The organism is Burkholderia sp. Ac-20392, from assembly GCF_017104585.1.
Classification (GTDB): Bacteria; Pseudomonadota; Gammaproteobacteria; order Burkholderiales; family Burkholderiaceae; genus Burkholderia; species Burkholderia lata.
In genome coordinates this window covers 1-13,511 of record NZ_JAAGPB010000223.1, presented here as the reverse complement: position 1 = coordinate 13,511, position 13,511 = coordinate 1, and the positions used below count along the sequence as shown (strand labels likewise).

12 protein-coding genes are annotated in these 13,511 nt (G+C 67.6%); 8 read left to right on the top strand and 4 right to left on the bottom strand.

What is annotated here, in order from left to right:
• The 4 genes from G3N99_RS22775 to G3N99_RS22760 form a co-directional block, all read left to right on the top strand.
• Nucleotides 1-606, top strand: a 606-nt coding sequence (locus tag G3N99_RS22775) for an alpha/beta hydrolase (RefSeq protein WP_206123536.1), incomplete at its 5' end; no start/stop codon positions are given.
• Nucleotides 603-1,727 (top strand): bifunctional 3,4-dihydroxy-2-butanone-4-phosphate synthase/GTP cyclohydrolase II, encoded by a 1,125-nt coding sequence (ribBA, locus tag G3N99_RS22770; RefSeq protein ID WP_174985138.1) that lies wholly within the window; start codon nt 603-605, stop codon nt 1,725-1,727. The genes G3N99_RS22775 and ribBA, both read left to right, overlap by 4 nt.
• Nucleotides 1,728-1,878: 151 nt before the next feature.
• Nucleotides 1,879-2,307 (top strand): helix-turn-helix transcriptional regulator, encoded by a 429-nt coding sequence (locus tag G3N99_RS22765; protein ID WP_206123535.1) that lies wholly within the window; start codon nt 1,879-1,881, stop codon nt 2,305-2,307.
• 2 nt (nt 2,308-2,309) lie between these two features.
• Complete coding sequence (locus G3N99_RS22760) at nt 2,310-3,644, top strand: type II toxin-antitoxin system HipA family toxin (protein WP_206123534.1); 1,335 nt, start codon at nt 2,310-2,312, stop codon at nt 3,642-3,644.
• A gap of 26 nt (nt 3,645-3,670) precedes the next feature.
• Here G3N99_RS22760 and G3N99_RS22755 read toward each other — a convergent pair whose 3' ends face one another.
• Nucleotides 3,671-4,900, bottom strand: a complete 1,230-nt coding sequence (locus G3N99_RS22755; RefSeq protein WP_206123533.1) for a DUF2252 family protein — start codon at nt 4,898-4,900, stop codon at nt 3,671-3,673.
• Between the two features lie 217 nt (nt 4,901-5,117).
• Between G3N99_RS22755 and G3N99_RS22750 the strand changes: the two genes are divergently transcribed.
• Nucleotides 5,118-6,353 carry an NADH:flavin oxidoreductase gene (locus G3N99_RS22750; protein ID WP_206123532.1) on the top strand — a complete coding sequence of 412 codons (1,236 nt, stop codon included), beginning with the start codon at nt 5,118-5,120 and terminating at the stop codon, nt 6,351-6,353.
• A gap of 54 nt (nt 6,354-6,407) precedes the next feature.
• Here the strand turns inward: G3N99_RS22750 and G3N99_RS22745 are convergent, their stop codons facing one another.
• Nucleotides 6,408-7,535: a VOC family protein gene (locus G3N99_RS22745; RefSeq protein WP_206123531.1), complete on the bottom strand. Its 1,128-nt coding sequence runs from the start codon at nt 7,533-7,535 to the stop codon at nt 6,408-6,410.
• A gap of 357 nt (nt 7,536-7,892) precedes the next feature.
• Between G3N99_RS22745 and shiA the strand changes: the two genes are divergently transcribed.
• Both shiA and G3N99_RS22735 read left to right on the top strand, forming a co-directional pair.
• Nucleotides 7,893-9,200, top strand: a complete 1,308-nt coding sequence (gene shiA, locus G3N99_RS22740; RefSeq protein WP_174935297.1) for a shikimate transporter — start codon at nt 7,893-7,895, stop codon at nt 9,198-9,200.
• A gap of 210 nt (nt 9,201-9,410) precedes the next feature.
• Nucleotides 9,411-10,712, top strand: a complete 1,302-nt coding sequence (locus G3N99_RS22735; RefSeq protein WP_060359039.1) for a UDP-N-acetylglucosamine 1-carboxyvinyltransferase — start codon at nt 9,411-9,413, stop codon at nt 10,710-10,712.
• Nucleotides 10,713-10,782: 70 nt separating this feature from the next.
• On the opposite strand, the gene G3N99_RS22730 is transcribed toward G3N99_RS22735, so the two are convergent.
• On the bottom strand, nt 10,783-11,394 hold the full coding sequence (locus G3N99_RS22730) for a hypothetical protein (RefSeq protein ID WP_206123530.1): 612 nt from the start codon (nt 11,392-11,394) through the stop codon (nt 10,783-10,785).
• Between the two features lie 294 nt (nt 11,395-11,688).
• Between G3N99_RS22730 and G3N99_RS22725 the strand changes: the two genes are divergently transcribed.
• Entirely contained in the window at nt 11,689-12,459 is a 771-nt protein-coding gene (locus tag G3N99_RS22725) for an IclR family transcriptional regulator C-terminal domain-containing protein (RefSeq protein ID WP_174935308.1), read from the top strand.
• 105 nt (nt 12,460-12,564) lie between these two features.
• Here G3N99_RS22725 and G3N99_RS22720 read toward each other — a convergent pair.
• The coding region (locus tag G3N99_RS22720) for an ATP-dependent DNA helicase (protein ID WP_206123529.1) at nt 12,565-13,511 on the bottom strand (947 nt) is incomplete at its 5' end.

Genomic DNA, 13,511 nt, shown 5'->3' with positions numbered 1-13,511 from the left:
GTGGATTACCGGCTGGCGCCCGAGCATCCGTATCCGGCCGCGGCGGACGACGCGATTGCCGCGACCCGATGGGTGATCGCGAACGCGGGTGAGCTGGGCGGAAGCGACGTCGTGGCGGTGGCCGGCGACAGCGCCGGCGGCAATCTTGCGGCGGTCGCCGCGCTGCAGTTGCGCGGCTCGGGCATCGCGATCGCGCACCAGTTGCTGCTGTATCCGGTCGTCGATTGCGCGACCGAGCATCCGTCGTACGAAACGCTCGGCAACGGCTATTTCCTGACGGCGGACATGATGCGCTGGTTCAAGCACCACTATTTCGACGACGGCGCCGATCGCGCGTCGCCGCTTGCCAGCCCGCTCGCCGTGCAGGACGTCGCGGGCGCGGCGCCGACGACGATCGTCAGCGCCGAATTCGATCCGCTGCGCGACGAGGCCGAAGCGTATGCGCTGCGTCTCGCGCAGGCCGGTACACCGGTGACGCTCGTGCGCTGGCCGGGCCAGCTTCACGGTTTCGCGAGCATGCTCGGCGCCGTCGATGCAGCCGACCGCGTGCTGACCTTCGGCGCCGACGCGCTGCGCCGCGCGTTCGACGCGACGGAGGCACCATGACACTCGCCGGCACGCTTGAGATCGTCGAAGAGTTGCGTGCGGGCCGAATGGTCCTGCTCGTCGACGAAGAGGATCGCGAGAACGAAGGCGATCTCGTGATCGCCGCCGACCACGTGACGCCCGACGCGATCAATTTCATGGCGCGCTTCGGGCGCGGGTTGATCTGCCTGACGCTGACTGCCGAGCGCTGCGAGCAACTGAAGCTGCCGCCGATGGCCGATCACAACGGCACGCCGTTCGGTACCGCGTTCACCGTCAGCATCGAGGCGGCCGAAGGCGTGACGACCGGCATTTCGGCGGCCGATCGCGCTCATACGATCCGTGCGGCGGTGCGGGCCGGCGCCCGCCCGGACGATCTCGTGCAACCGGGCCACGTGTTCCCGATCGCCGCGCGCCCGGGCGGCGTGCTCGTGCGTGCGGGGCACACCGAGGCCGGCTGCGATCTCGCGGCGCTCGCCGGGCTCACGCCCGCATCGGTGATCTGCGAGGTGATGAACGACGACGGCACGATGGCGCGGCTGCCCGAGCTGAAGACGTTCGCCGCGCATCACGGGCTGAAGATCGGCACGATCGCCGACCTGATCCATTACCGACGCGAACACGAATCGCTCGTCGAACGCGTCGGCGAGCGACCGCTGCATACGCCTTGGGGACGATTCCGCGCGATCGAGTATCGCGACACCGTGCACGGCGCACCGCATCTCGCGCTCGTGCGCGGCGAGCCCGATCCGTCGACGCCCGTGCTGACGCGCGTGCACGAATGCCATTCGCTGCTCGACCTGCTCGATGCGGAGCCGTCCGCGCATTCGTGGCCGCTGCATGCCGCGCTGCAACGGATCGACGCGGCCGGCTGCGGGGTCGCCGTGCTGCTCGACTGCGACATGCGCGGTGACGCGATGCGAATGCCGGCCAGCCATGCGCGCCGGGACGGACGCGTGACGGGGATCGGCTCGCAAATCCTGCGCGAGCTCGGCGTGCGGCGGCTGAACGTGCTGTCGAGTCCGTTCCGGCTGCCTGCGCTGTCGGGGCACGACCTCGAGATCATGGCGTTCATTCCGCTCGGCGACGACGATCCGGAAAGCGCGCGGGGTGCGCACGCGAGCCCGTTGCGGGTGGCGTGATGCGTTGACGCGGGATGGCTGGCGGGTTTTCGCTTGACAGGCTATCGTTTGTTTTTATCCAATACAGCCCATAGTTTGTATTTGTACAATACATGCCATAGACTGTATTTTCAGATTACAAGCGATCGCCTGTCACCCTGCGGAGCGCCCGATGGCCTTTCCTGTCCAGACCCTGACCCAGTTGCGTCCGATACTCGTCGGCTTCCGGAAGGCCGCGGGCCTCACGCAGGCGCAACTGGCCGCCCGCCTGGGCGTCACGCAGCAATCCTACGCGCAACTCGAGGCCAACCCGTCGGCGGTCAGCATCGAGCGGCTCTTCAAGGTGCTGAACACGCTCGGCGTTCACATGACGCTCGCCCTGGGCAAGCAGGACGTGTCAGCGGCATCGGTCGATCCTGTTCCCGCGCCCGATGCCGCACCGGCGGTGCGCAAACCGGCCGCGAGCAAACGCACGCAGAATACGGTGCGCGGCACCACGCCCGCTCAAAATCCAGCCAAACCCGCAACCGGCGCCAAGCGCAAGCGACCCGCGACCGCAACACCCGGCAAGCCACGGGTTTCGAAGCGGGAGGACTGGTGACGATGGCCACGCGTGCCCGTCTCGACCGGCTCAACCTGTGGATGAACGGCATTCCGGTCGGCTACTGGGAACTCCGGCGCGGCGTCGAGCGTCTCGTCTACCTGCCTGAATGGCTCGACGATCCACAGGGGAGGCCGCTGTCGCTGTCGCTGCCCTTCACGCCCGGCAACCAGCCGCACCAGGGCGCGATCGTCGCCGATTACTTCGACAACCTGCTGCCGGACAGCGAGCCGATCCGCCGTCGCATCGCCCAGCGTTACCGGCTCCGATCGACGGCACCTTTCGAACTGCTCGCGTCGATCGGCCGCGATTGCGTCGGCGCGATCCAGATGCTGCCGCCCGGCGAAACACCCGTCGATCTCGAGACGATCGACGGCGTGACGCTCGACAACGCAGCCGTCGCCGACGTACTGCGCCAAGCGACCGCTGCGCCGCTGCCCGGCCGCGCGGAGCCTGAGGGCGGCCTGCGCCTGTCGATTGCCGGCGCGCAGGAAAAGACCGCGTTGCTGCGTCAAGGAAACCGCTGGCTGCGACCATTGGGCAGCACGCCGACGACGCACATCTTCAAGCTGCCGCTCGGACGCGTCGGGAACATGCAGGCTGACATGCGGACGTCCGTCGAAAACGAATGGCTGTGCTCGAAGCTCGTCGCCGCGTACGGCCTGCCGGTCGCGCCGTGCACGATCGGCCGGTTCGACGACCAGAAGGCGCTTATCGTCGAGCGCTTCGACCGGCGTCCGTCGCGCGACCGCACGTGGATCCTGCGGTTGCCGCAGGAAGACATGTGCCAGGCGACCGGCACGCCCGCCGGCACGAAATATGAATCCGACGGCGGCCCCGGCATCGAGACCATCATGGGCATCCTCGCGAATTCGGCCGATGCCGCGCACGACCGGATGAGTTTCTTCGTCGCTCAACTTGTGTTCTGGGTGCTGGCGGCGATCGACGGCCACGCGAAGAACTTCAGCATCGCGCACCTGCCCGGCAACACCTACCGCAGCACGCCGCTGTACGACATGCTGTCCGCGCATCCGATCATCGGCACGCGCCGCAACCAGCTTCCGCCGCGCCGCGCGCGGCTCGCAATGGCCGTGTGCGGGAAGAACCGGCACTACGTGATCGACGAGATCCAGCCGCGCCACTGGATCGCGCAGGGCCGGCGTGTCGGCCTGACCGAAGATGACGTGCGCGCTGCGATGGCGGCCGTCGTTGCTCGCACGGAACCTGCGATCGCCGAAGCCGCCGCGCAGATCCCGGCGGATTTTCCGGCGGACCTGGCGGACGCGATCTTCGACGGCATGCGTCGGCAGAGCCTCAAGCTGCGCGCGGCCGGGTAGTCTCGGCGGTCGCTCGCGGCGACACGCTACTCGCCGGCGGCGAAGCGCCGGCAATGCTCCAGATACCCCGCTTCGTGGCTGCTCACGAGCTGGACGATGCTGTTCCACAGCCACATCGGTGCATCGATCGTCTTCGCGCGGTTGCGGCCGAGCTCCGTGCGCCACGCCGTGCGTGTCGGTTTGTCCATCTGGCGTGCGTGAGCTGCGCCGACCACGGCACCGAGATAGCGCGCGACGTCGCGCGCATCGTCCTCGGCGAGCAGATCGATGTCGAGCTTCAGGTCCTGCGGCAACAGTTCGCGGATCACGACCGCTCGATCGAGCAGGCGCGCGGCCCGCATCCGCTCGCCGAGGGCCGGCGACAGATGCCGCGCGCCTTCCACGACGCGCTCGGCGTTGTCGCGCGGCATCGCGGCCGTTTCGTCGCGCGGTGCGGCAGCCGTCACGCCCTCCTTGATGTCCATCAGACACAGGTCGTCGCCGTCGCTGACGTCGCCGTCGATGTCGAGCAGCACCGCGTAGCGCAGCCGTCCAAGCGAACTGCAGCCCTTCACCCAGTACGCCGCGTCGAGCACGTCGATCTTGCCCCCGTCGTTGCGGCCCTTGAGGCTTGTCGCGAGCGTCGCGATCGCATCGTCGCCGAACAGCTTGCCGATCGCACGGGATTCCTTCGCACTCAGCGGCCAGAAGCGGCGGCCAAGCGGAATCGTCGGCGCGAGCCCTTCGATCCGTTCGACAGCAAGTTGCCGCCACGAGCGGCGCATGGCCTGCTTCATCACGAGGTGCACCGGTTCGGGGCGTTCGGGCAGCTTCGCGTTGCGGCTGCCGAATGCCGATGCATAACCGGCCGTCATCGCTTCCATCATGTGCACGATCGTCAGGCCCGCCAGTGCGGACCCGCGCGCGGCCGTCGCCAGCGACAGCCCGAGGCGGATCAGGTCGTGAACGGGATTGCCGACGACCGTCTGGTCGAGATCCCGGATCTGCACGTCGACCTTCCCTTCGCTATTCGCGACCGGGCCGAGGTTGCCGGTATGACAATCGCCGCAGATCCATATCGACGGGCCGTGCGGCAGTGCGCTGCCGTTGGTTTCGACGAGCCATTCGTAGAAGCGGGCCGTATTGCCGCGCACATACGCGTGAGGCGAACGCGCCATCTTCCGGCGGCGCTGCTCGGTCAGGATCGCCTGACGCCCGGCGGGTTTCGGCAGGCGTTTCTGCATCGGCTTCTGCTTCGGCTTTGACTGGCTGCTCATGCGGTTCTCCGGATGGTCCTGTCGTGTGCGGCACGCCGCTTCGTACGATGCCATTGATCGATGCATTTCTGCAAACCGGTAGCGTCGCCGATGCCCGAACGCCACGGGCCGCCGTCTCATGCTTCATTCGACCGGATCGGGCCATCCACCTGGACGATGCGCGCCGGTGCGGTTTGCGCACAATGACCGTCAAGCCCATTCCCGACGTCTGCCCGACATGGAACCGACCGAACTGTCCATCGCGTTCAGCCCGCTGCAGATCGGCCCGCTGACGCTGCGCAACCGCCTGATCAAGTCCGCCACCAATGAGGGCATGACGCCGAACGGCGTGCCGTCGCGCGCGCTCGTGCGCTTTCACGAACGCATCGCCGAAGGCGGCGCCGCGCTGACGACCGTCGCGTACTGCGCGATCAGCGACGACGGCCGCACGTTCGTCGACCAGGCGCGGCTCGACGTGCCGACGGTGCGCCAGTTCCGCGCACTGACCGACGCCGTCCATCGCCACGGCGCCGCCGCATCGGCGCAGATCACGCACGGCGGCTGCTTCACGTTCCTGCCGTCGCTGTCGACCAGACGGCCGTTGAGCGCATCGGGCGGCTTCAACAAGGTCGGCGTGATGAGCGGCCGCTTCCTGAAGCAGGCGATGACGCGCGACCAGATGTCGGCCATCGCCGACGAATTCGCGCAGGCCGCACGCCATGCGCGCGACGCCGGCTTCGATGCAGTCGAGCTCCACATGGGGCACGGCTATCTGCTCAGCCAGTTCCTGTCGCCGTTGTACAACCGCCGCCGCGATGCGTACGGCGGCGACGCGGCACGGCGTGCCACGTTCCCGGTCGAGGTGCTGCGCCGCGTGCTCGATGCGGTGGGCCGCGACCTCGCCGTCGTCTGCAAGATCGGCGTGACCGAAGGCGTGCGCGGCGGTGGTACGGCCGACGACGCTTGTGAAATCGCGCGGCGGCTCGAAGCCGAAGGCGCGCACCTGCTCGTGCTCAGCGGCGGGATGAACGTCGAATCGGTGTGGCAACTGTTCGGCAGCCCGTTACCCGGCGACGCGCGCGCGAATGCCGACAACGCGATCGTGCGCACCGCGATGGCGCTGCAGAAGCTCACCGAGCCGAAGATGGGCGCGTTTCGCGAGATGTATTTCCTCGAACACTCGAAGAAGGTGCGTGCGGCCGTCAGGATGCCGCTCGCTTACCTCGGCGGCGTACGTTCGCGCGGGAACGTCGAGCTGGCGATGCGCGAAGGGTTCGACGCGGTGGCACTTGCACGCGCGCTCGTGTTCGAGCCGGATTTCGTCAACGGGCTGCGCGACGGCCGGCTCTCGCAGTCGGGCTGCACGTCGTGCAACCGCTGTGTCGTGTCGATGTACACGCCTGGCGGCACCGCGTGCGTGCTGCGCGAACCGAACGACCCCGCGCCGAATCGCGTGCCGGCCGCCGGCGCGTGAGGCTTGCCGTGTAACGCGTGACGCCCGATGTCTGACACGGGGCCCGGCGGTCACTCAGCCGGCGTCGCGCGCGCGGGCGAGCGCTGCGAGATTCCCTTCCCCGAACCCGTGGTGCCCCTTGCGCTGCACGACTTCGAAGAAGATCTCGCCGGGCCGGCGCTTGACGAAGGTCTGGAAGAACAGGCGCGGCACGCCATCGCTGCCGATCTCGCCGTCGACCAGCACCGCGCGACGGCGCAGCGCGTCGAGATCGACACCGTGCCCCGGCAGCCGTGCGTCGACGTCGTCGTAATAACGGGCCGGCGGCTCGATGAATTCGACGCCGTTCGCACGCAGCGCATCGACGCAGGAGAGGATGTCGTCGGTGGCCAGGGCGACGTGCTGCACGCCCTCGCCCGGATGGTCGGGCAGATACGCGTGCATCAGCTCGGTGCGCCGCGTGCCTTCCTCATAGACCGGAATCCGCACCGCGCCGCACGGCGACACCATCACACGCGATTCCTCGGACACATGCCAGTGCGCGTCGATTTCGTGGATCTCGCGAAAATGCAGCAGGTCGTGGTAGAAATCCAGCCACTCCTGCATACGCCCCACGCCGACGGTCTGCGTGAAATGATCGACCTGCTGCAGCCCGACGCCCACGCAGTCGAGATCGGTATGCGCGGTCGCGATGTCGATGGGCCGGAAATCGATGTCGAAGATGGAAATATCGCCGACGCCGCCGCGCTGGCCGTCACGCCCGCGCCAGCGGTCGATGAAATAGAGGTGCGAATCGCCGATGCCCTGGATCGCCGGAATCTTCAGCTCACCGACGCCGACCTTCTCGCCCTCGAACGCCCACGCGCCGAGCTCGATCGCCCGCTCGAACGCGCGCCGGGCGCTGGCCACGCGCAGCCCGATCGCGCAGACGCCCATCCCGTACTCCTCCGCGTAGCGCGCGGCGAACGAATCGGGCTCGGCGTTGATCAGGAAATGCATCTGCCCTTGCCGGTACAGCGTGACGTTCTTGCTGACGTGCCGCGCGATCGCCTTGAACCCGAGCTGCTCGAAGCGCTGCGCGAGCGCCTCCGGCATGGGCGCCGCGAATTCGACGAATTCGAGGCCGGCCATCCCGAGCGGATTGGCAGCCGGATCGGCAACGGGCGGCGTATCGCTGGACAGGGGGTGGGAATTGCCGGGCATTCCAGTCTCCGGGGGCTTGCGGTCGATGGGGATGGCGCTCGTCGCGTGCGGCATGCGCGGCCAGGGTGGCGCCCACGCATCCGCCCCGAACGGGCGAGTTATCAATGCTGCAGATTTTAACCAGTTCGTTCACGGCGGCACACCCTGGCCAAACGGGATATCGTCACGCCGCCTAGTGCAAACCCGGAAAGCGTTCGATAATCGCACGGACTTGAACGATAATCGCGCATTCTGTCCGATTGGCCAATTGCCGCCGTGCGGCGCGCGCCCTATTCTCCGTTCACCCATCGACTTCAATGCAGCATCGGACGCGGCGCCGCCACGATTCCTCGATGCGCCGTGCCAGGAGACATCGCCATGACCCCAACTTTCGACACCCTCGACGCCGCCGCCAGTGCCCGCATACGCAGCCAGGCCCGCAAGGCCGCGATCGGCAGCTTCGTCGGCGCCGTTGTCGACTGGTACGACTTCCTGCTGTACGGGATCGTCGCCGCACTGGTATTCAATTCCGAGTTCTTCCCGAAAGTCAGCCCGACGATGGGCACGCTCGCGGCGTTCGCGACCTTCGGCGTCGGCTTCCTGTTCCGGCCGCTCGGCGGCGTCGTGTTCGGCCACTACGGCGACCGGCTCGGCCGCAAGCGGATGCTGGTGCTGACCGTGATGCTGATGGGGCTGTCGACGGTCGCGATCGGCCTGCTGCCGGCATTCTCGACGATCGGCTGGTGGGCGCCCGTGCTGCTGGTGCTGATGCGCGCGATCCAGGGTTTCGCGGTTGGCGGCGAATGGGGCGGCGCGGCGCTGATGGCCGTCGAAAGCGCACCGAAGCAGAAGAAGGCGTTCTACAGCAGCGGCGTGCAGGTTGGCTACGGTGTCGGCCTCGTGCTCGCCACGGGCATCGTGTCGATCCTGAGCCACACGCTCGGCGAGGCTGCATTCAAGTCGTGGGGCTGGCGCCTGCCGTTCGTGTTCAGCATCGTGCTCGTGCTGATCGGGCTGTGGGTGCGCAAGAACATGGACGAATCGCAGGAGTTCGTCGAGAAGGTCGAACACGGCAACCGCAAGCTGCGCCTGCCGGTGCTGGAAGCGCTCACGCGCCATCCGAAGGCATTCCTGCTGATCATCGCGCTGCGCCTCGCCGAACTGTTCACGATGTATATCGTCACCGCGTTCGCGCTCAGCTATTCGACGACGAACCTCGGCATGTCGCGCGACCTGTTCCTGAACATCGGCCTGCTGGTGGGCGCGGTGAGCTGCGTGACGATCCCGTGTTTCGCGTGGCTGGCCGACCGCTACGGCCTGCGCCGCATCTACCTGATCGGCGCGCTGATCGGTGTCGCATCGGCGGTGCCGTTCTTCGTCGCGCTGGAGGCACGGTCGATCGCGTGGATCGTGATCTTCTCGATCCTGCTTGCCAATGCCGCGCACGACATGGTCGTGAGCGTCCAGCAGCCGCTGTTCACCGAGTTGTTCGGCGCCGAATACCGCTATAGCGGCGCGGGCGTCGGCTACCAGTTCGCGAGCGTGGTCGGCGGCGGGTTCACGCCGTTCATCGCGGTCGGCCTCGTCAGCGTGGCCGGCGGTTCGTGGCACCTTGTTGCCGGTTATCTCGCGGTGGGCTGCCTGATCTCGCTGGTGGTCGCCGCGCGGATGCGGGCGGCGCAGTAACAGCCTGACCAATGGCCGGCACGTCGCGTGGCCGGCCATCACACATCGGGCGACGGTGGCCGGCAATGGGCCCGCCGTCTCGCGTGTGCGACGTCAAACACTGTCAGCTACCCACCCCGATTCCCCCTTTTCCCCTCTGAACATTCCACGCCGCCCGCCGACCAATGGCATCATATGGGCCTACGTCAGTCACCGATACGCCCCCATATCATGTCGAATCTCATCGTCCACGGCGGCACTCCGCTGCGCGGGGACATCAAGCCGTCCGCGAACAAGAACGCCGTCCTGCCGATTCTGTGCGCCACCCTGTTGACCGATCAGCCGCTGCGCCTCATCGGCGTGCCGGATATCACCGACGTGCGCAAGATCCTCGACATCTTCCGCACGCTCGGCAGCGACGTGTCGGTCGACTTCACTACCGGCCTGCTCGAACTCCACCATCGCAACACGAAATTCGATCCGGCCGTCCATCGGCTGCCGGAAGCGATGCGCTCGTCGATCATGCTGATCCCGCCGCTGCTCGCGCGCTTCGGCGTCGCGCGCCTCGAGAACGACGTGAAGGGCTGCACGCTCGGCGTGCGCGAGATCGATCCGCACGTCGAGGTGTTCGAACGCTTCGGCGCGCACATCGAGCGCACGCCCGATTCGCTGATCGTCCGCACCGACGGCCCGCTGACGGCCAACGACCACTGGCTCGACTACGCGTCGGTGACGACCACGGAAAACTTCGCGCTGTGCGCGACGACCGCGAACGGCACGTCCACGCTGATGAACGCCGCGTCCGAGCCGCACGTGCAGGAGTTCTGCCAGTTCCTCGCGATGATCGGCGTCGCGATCGAAGGCATCGGTACTTCGCGGCTTTGCGTGACCGGCGGCCGCAAGCTCGGCGGCGGCGAGTTCCGCTTCGCCGAGGATTTCCACGAGATCGCGACGTTCCTCGCGCTCGGCGCGATCACGGGCGGCGACATCACGGTGCGCAACTCGTCGCCCGAGCATTTCCCGCTGATCGACCGTACGTTCGCGAAGTTCGGCGTCAACGTCACGCACCGCGACGGCTGGTCGCGCGCGGAACGCGACGGCCCGCTGCGCGTGCGCCGGCCGTTCACGCAGAACATCCTCACCAAGGTCGAAGCCGCGCCGTGGCCGTACCTGCCGGTCGACCTGCTGCCGATCTTCATCGCGCTCGGCGTGCGCGCGGAAGGCAGCGCGATGTTCTGGAACAAGGTGTACGACGGCGCGCTCGGCTGGTCCGGCGAACTGTCGAAGTTCGGCGCGCACGTGCTGCTGTCCGATCCGCATCGTCTGATCACGTTCGGCGGGCTGCAACTGACACCGGCGCGCGTCGAGAGCCCGTACATCATCCGCGTCGCGATCGCGCTGCTGATGGTGGCCGCGAGCATCGAAGGCCGCTCGGAAATCATGAACGCGCTGCCGATCCGCCGCGCGCACCCGCACTTCGTCGAGAACCTGCGCTCGGTCGGCGCGAACGTCGAGTGGACGAGCAGCGAGTAAGACCCTGACGGTACGGCGTAGGTCATCCGGGCGCCGTACCATCCTCCGCACCCGGCCGCCTCCTCCCGCGTTACTCGCCTCCCCCGCAATCGACATCGCCACCGCCCATGTGGTCGAACCCGTAGAGCATCACGGCCGTCGTGCCTCGCGCGGGGTTGCTCGGGCGCTTCGCGAGGCTTTGGTCGAGCGGGGCCGACGGATACTGGACACTCGTGTCCATCAGGTTGCCCGGCTCCGTCCGCAACTCCGCTTCGGTCAGCTTGCCTCCTTCCGCGCGCGGCAGCCCGAACGCCTTGCGCACGTCCGTTTCGTTCCACGTTCCCTTCAGCGTGACGGTCACCATCTGCAGCCTGCCTTGCTCCCAGTCCAGCTCGACCTTCGTCGCGAGCGGATGCACGCTGGCCGCGAGCCGGTCGGGGAACGCCGGGCCCTCGTAGTACGCCGTCGTGTTCTTGCACGCGTCACCGGTGTTCCGGTACTTCTTCAACGCGCAATTGAAGCGCTTGTCACGGTAGCCGAAGGTCGTTTCGACGTAGCAGCCGAATGTCGGCGACGTCATGCGTGGCCACGCACGCACATCGGCGGTCGGCTTCGGGAGGGGCGTGCCGGACGAAGGATTCGCCGCGGCAAGCAGCGGCACGGCCGTGACGAGCACGGCCAACACGGATTCGCGAATTTTCATTGTTCTGTTCCAGTCGAGGCGGCGATTCTAGCGCGGCTTCGCCAGAGCAATCGACCCTGCAATGCGGCGCAATAGCCACAAGACGCTCGGCATGTATTCCACATAAGGCGCGCACGTCAGGCTGATCCGGTCGTTCGGCGGGTCGCCGGTTGTCGTCGACGGTCATGTTCCGGGCTCGGGGCACACATCCAGCATCGAATCGTACAAGCCCCGGCTGCGTGTCGCGGCAGAGCCGATCTGCGCGATAATCGCCCATTCGCGCGCGATTACCGCGCACTCAGCCCTCTTCCGACGATGAAAAAGCCCGAACTCGACCGACGCGACTGGATTGCCGGCCTCGAAAAAGGCCTGGCGATCCTCGAGGCGTTCGACAGCCAGCATGCGCGCATGACGCCCACCCAGGCCGCCGCGCGCACCGGCCTCACACGCACGGCCGCGCGGCGCTATCTGCTGACGCTCGAATCGCTCGGCTACGTGTACACCGACGGCAAGCTGTACGGCCTCACACCGCGCGTGCTGCGGGTCGGCTGGTCGTACTTCGATTCGGCGCGCCTGCCGCGCACGGTCCAGCCCTATCTGCAGCAATTGAGCGCGTCGCTGAACGAGTCGGCGTACGTGAGCGTGCTCGACGGCTGGGAACTCGTGTTCATCGCGCGCAACGGCGTGTCGCGCGTGATGACGACCGGTTTCGTGCTCGGCGCGCGCGTGCCGGCGCCGCTCACGTCGCCGGGTGTGGTGCTGCTCGCCCATCATCCCGATCGCGAAGCCGTGCGCACGTGGCTCGACGACACCGAACTGCCGCCGTTCACGCCGCACACGATCACCAACAAGGCGCGTCTGCTCGAACAGGTCGACCAGGCACGCGACGCCGGTTTTGCGGCGATCGAACAGCAATTGCAGGTCGGCGTGCGCGGGATCGCGGTACCGCTGAAGAACCGTCACGGCGAAGTGGTCGCCGCGCTGAGCACGAACATGCCGATCGGCGCGGAGACGACCGACGCGGCCGTGCGGCGCGTCCTGCCGCACCTGCAGGAAGCCGCGCTCGCGATGCTGAATGTGCTGTAGCGGCAGCACCCACCCAGGCCGCGTCCACGGCCGCCCGATCTCGCTACGCGACGGATGGCGCCCACTTGCCGGAATCGGCCGTCTGCCGGCAGCGCTTCTTCCGTCTCACCCGATTCGCCACCACCGCGGCAGCAGATCGCGCACTTCGCGCCGCCGGTAACGGTCGTCGATCAAGTGCACGACACCTTCGTCGTGCTCGGTGCGGATCACGCGCCCAGCCGCCTGCACGACCTTCTGCAAACCCGGATACAGGTACATGTAGTCGTAGCCGTTGCCGAAACGCGCGTCCATCGCACGCCGCATCTGCTCGTTGACGTCATTGACCTGCGGCAGCCCGAGCGTCGCGATGAACGCGCCGATCAGCCGCTCGCCGACCAGGTCCACGCCTTCCGAGAACGCCCCGCCCAGCACCGCGAAGCCGACACCGCGCCCGCCCGCGTCGAAGCGCGCGAGAAACGCGTCGCGCTCGCTTTCGGCCATGCCGGGCGCCTGCGCCCAGACGGGCACGTCCGGATGTCGCGTCTGCATCAACGCGACCACGCGCCCCAGGTAGTCGAAGCTGCTCAGGAAGCCGAGGTAGTTGCCGGGCCGCGTCGCGTATTGCGCGGCGATCAGGTCGACGATCGGTTCGAGCGAACGGTCGCGGTCGCGCCAGCGCGTCGACACGTGGCTCGCGACGCGCACCGTCAGTTGCTCGGCGCGGAACGGCCCGTCGACGTCGAGCCAGCCCGTGTCGCCGGGCAAGCCGAGCGTGTCGCGGTAGAAGTGAAACGGGCTCAGCGTGCCGGAGAACAGCACGGTCGCGCACGCGGCTTCGTAGCGCGGCGCGAGAAAGCCGGCCGGAATCACGTTGCGCACGCACAGCGTCGACTGGACGCGGCGCCGGCGGCCGGCCGACGCAACGCCGTCGAGCGCCGGCTGGCGCGGCATCGGTTCGCCGTGCAGCGTCGCGTCGAAGATCGACGCGCTGTCGAACGCTTCGGCAAGCACGCCGAACTGGATCGCCTCGAAATGAAACCGCAGCAGTGCGTCGCCGTTCGCGCGCGGCGCGA

What these genes read in the sequence shown, in the direction of transcription:
- G3N99_RS22735 (WP_060359039.1), top strand. Translation starts at nt 9,411, where the DNA reads ATGTCGAATCTCATCGTCCACGGCGGCACTCCGCTGCGCGGGGACATC.
- ribBA (WP_174985138.1), top strand. Translation starts at nt 603, where the DNA reads ATGACACTCGCCGGCACGCTTGAGATCGTCGAAGAGTTGCGTGCGGGC.
- G3N99_RS22765 (WP_206123535.1), top strand. Translation starts at nt 1,879, where the DNA reads ATGGCCTTTCCTGTCCAGACCCTGACCCAGTTGCGTCCGATACTCGTC.
- G3N99_RS22750 (WP_206123532.1), top strand. Translation starts at nt 5,118, where the DNA reads ATGGAACCGACCGAACTGTCCATCGCGTTCAGCCCGCTGCAGATCGGC.
- G3N99_RS22745 (WP_206123531.1), bottom strand. Translation starts at nt 7,535, where the DNA reads ATGCCCGGCAATTCCCACCCCCTGTCCAGCGATACGCCGCCCGTTGCC.
- G3N99_RS22725 (WP_174935308.1), top strand. Translation starts at nt 11,689, where the DNA reads ATGAAAAAGCCCGAACTCGACCGACGCGACTGGATTGCCGGCCTCGAA.
- G3N99_RS22755 (WP_206123533.1), bottom strand. Translation starts at nt 4,900, where the DNA reads ATGAGCAGCCAGTCAAAGCCGAAGCAGAAGCCGATGCAGAAACGCCTG.
- G3N99_RS22760 (WP_206123534.1), top strand. Translation starts at nt 2,310, where the DNA reads ATGGCCACGCGTGCCCGTCTCGACCGGCTCAACCTGTGGATGAACGGC.
- G3N99_RS22730 (WP_206123530.1), bottom strand. Translation starts at nt 11,394, where the DNA reads ATGAAAATTCGCGAATCCGTGTTGGCCGTGCTCGTCACGGCCGTGCCG.
- shiA (WP_174935297.1), top strand. Translation starts at nt 7,893, where the DNA reads ATGACCCCAACTTTCGACACCCTCGACGCCGCCGCCAGTGCCCGCATA.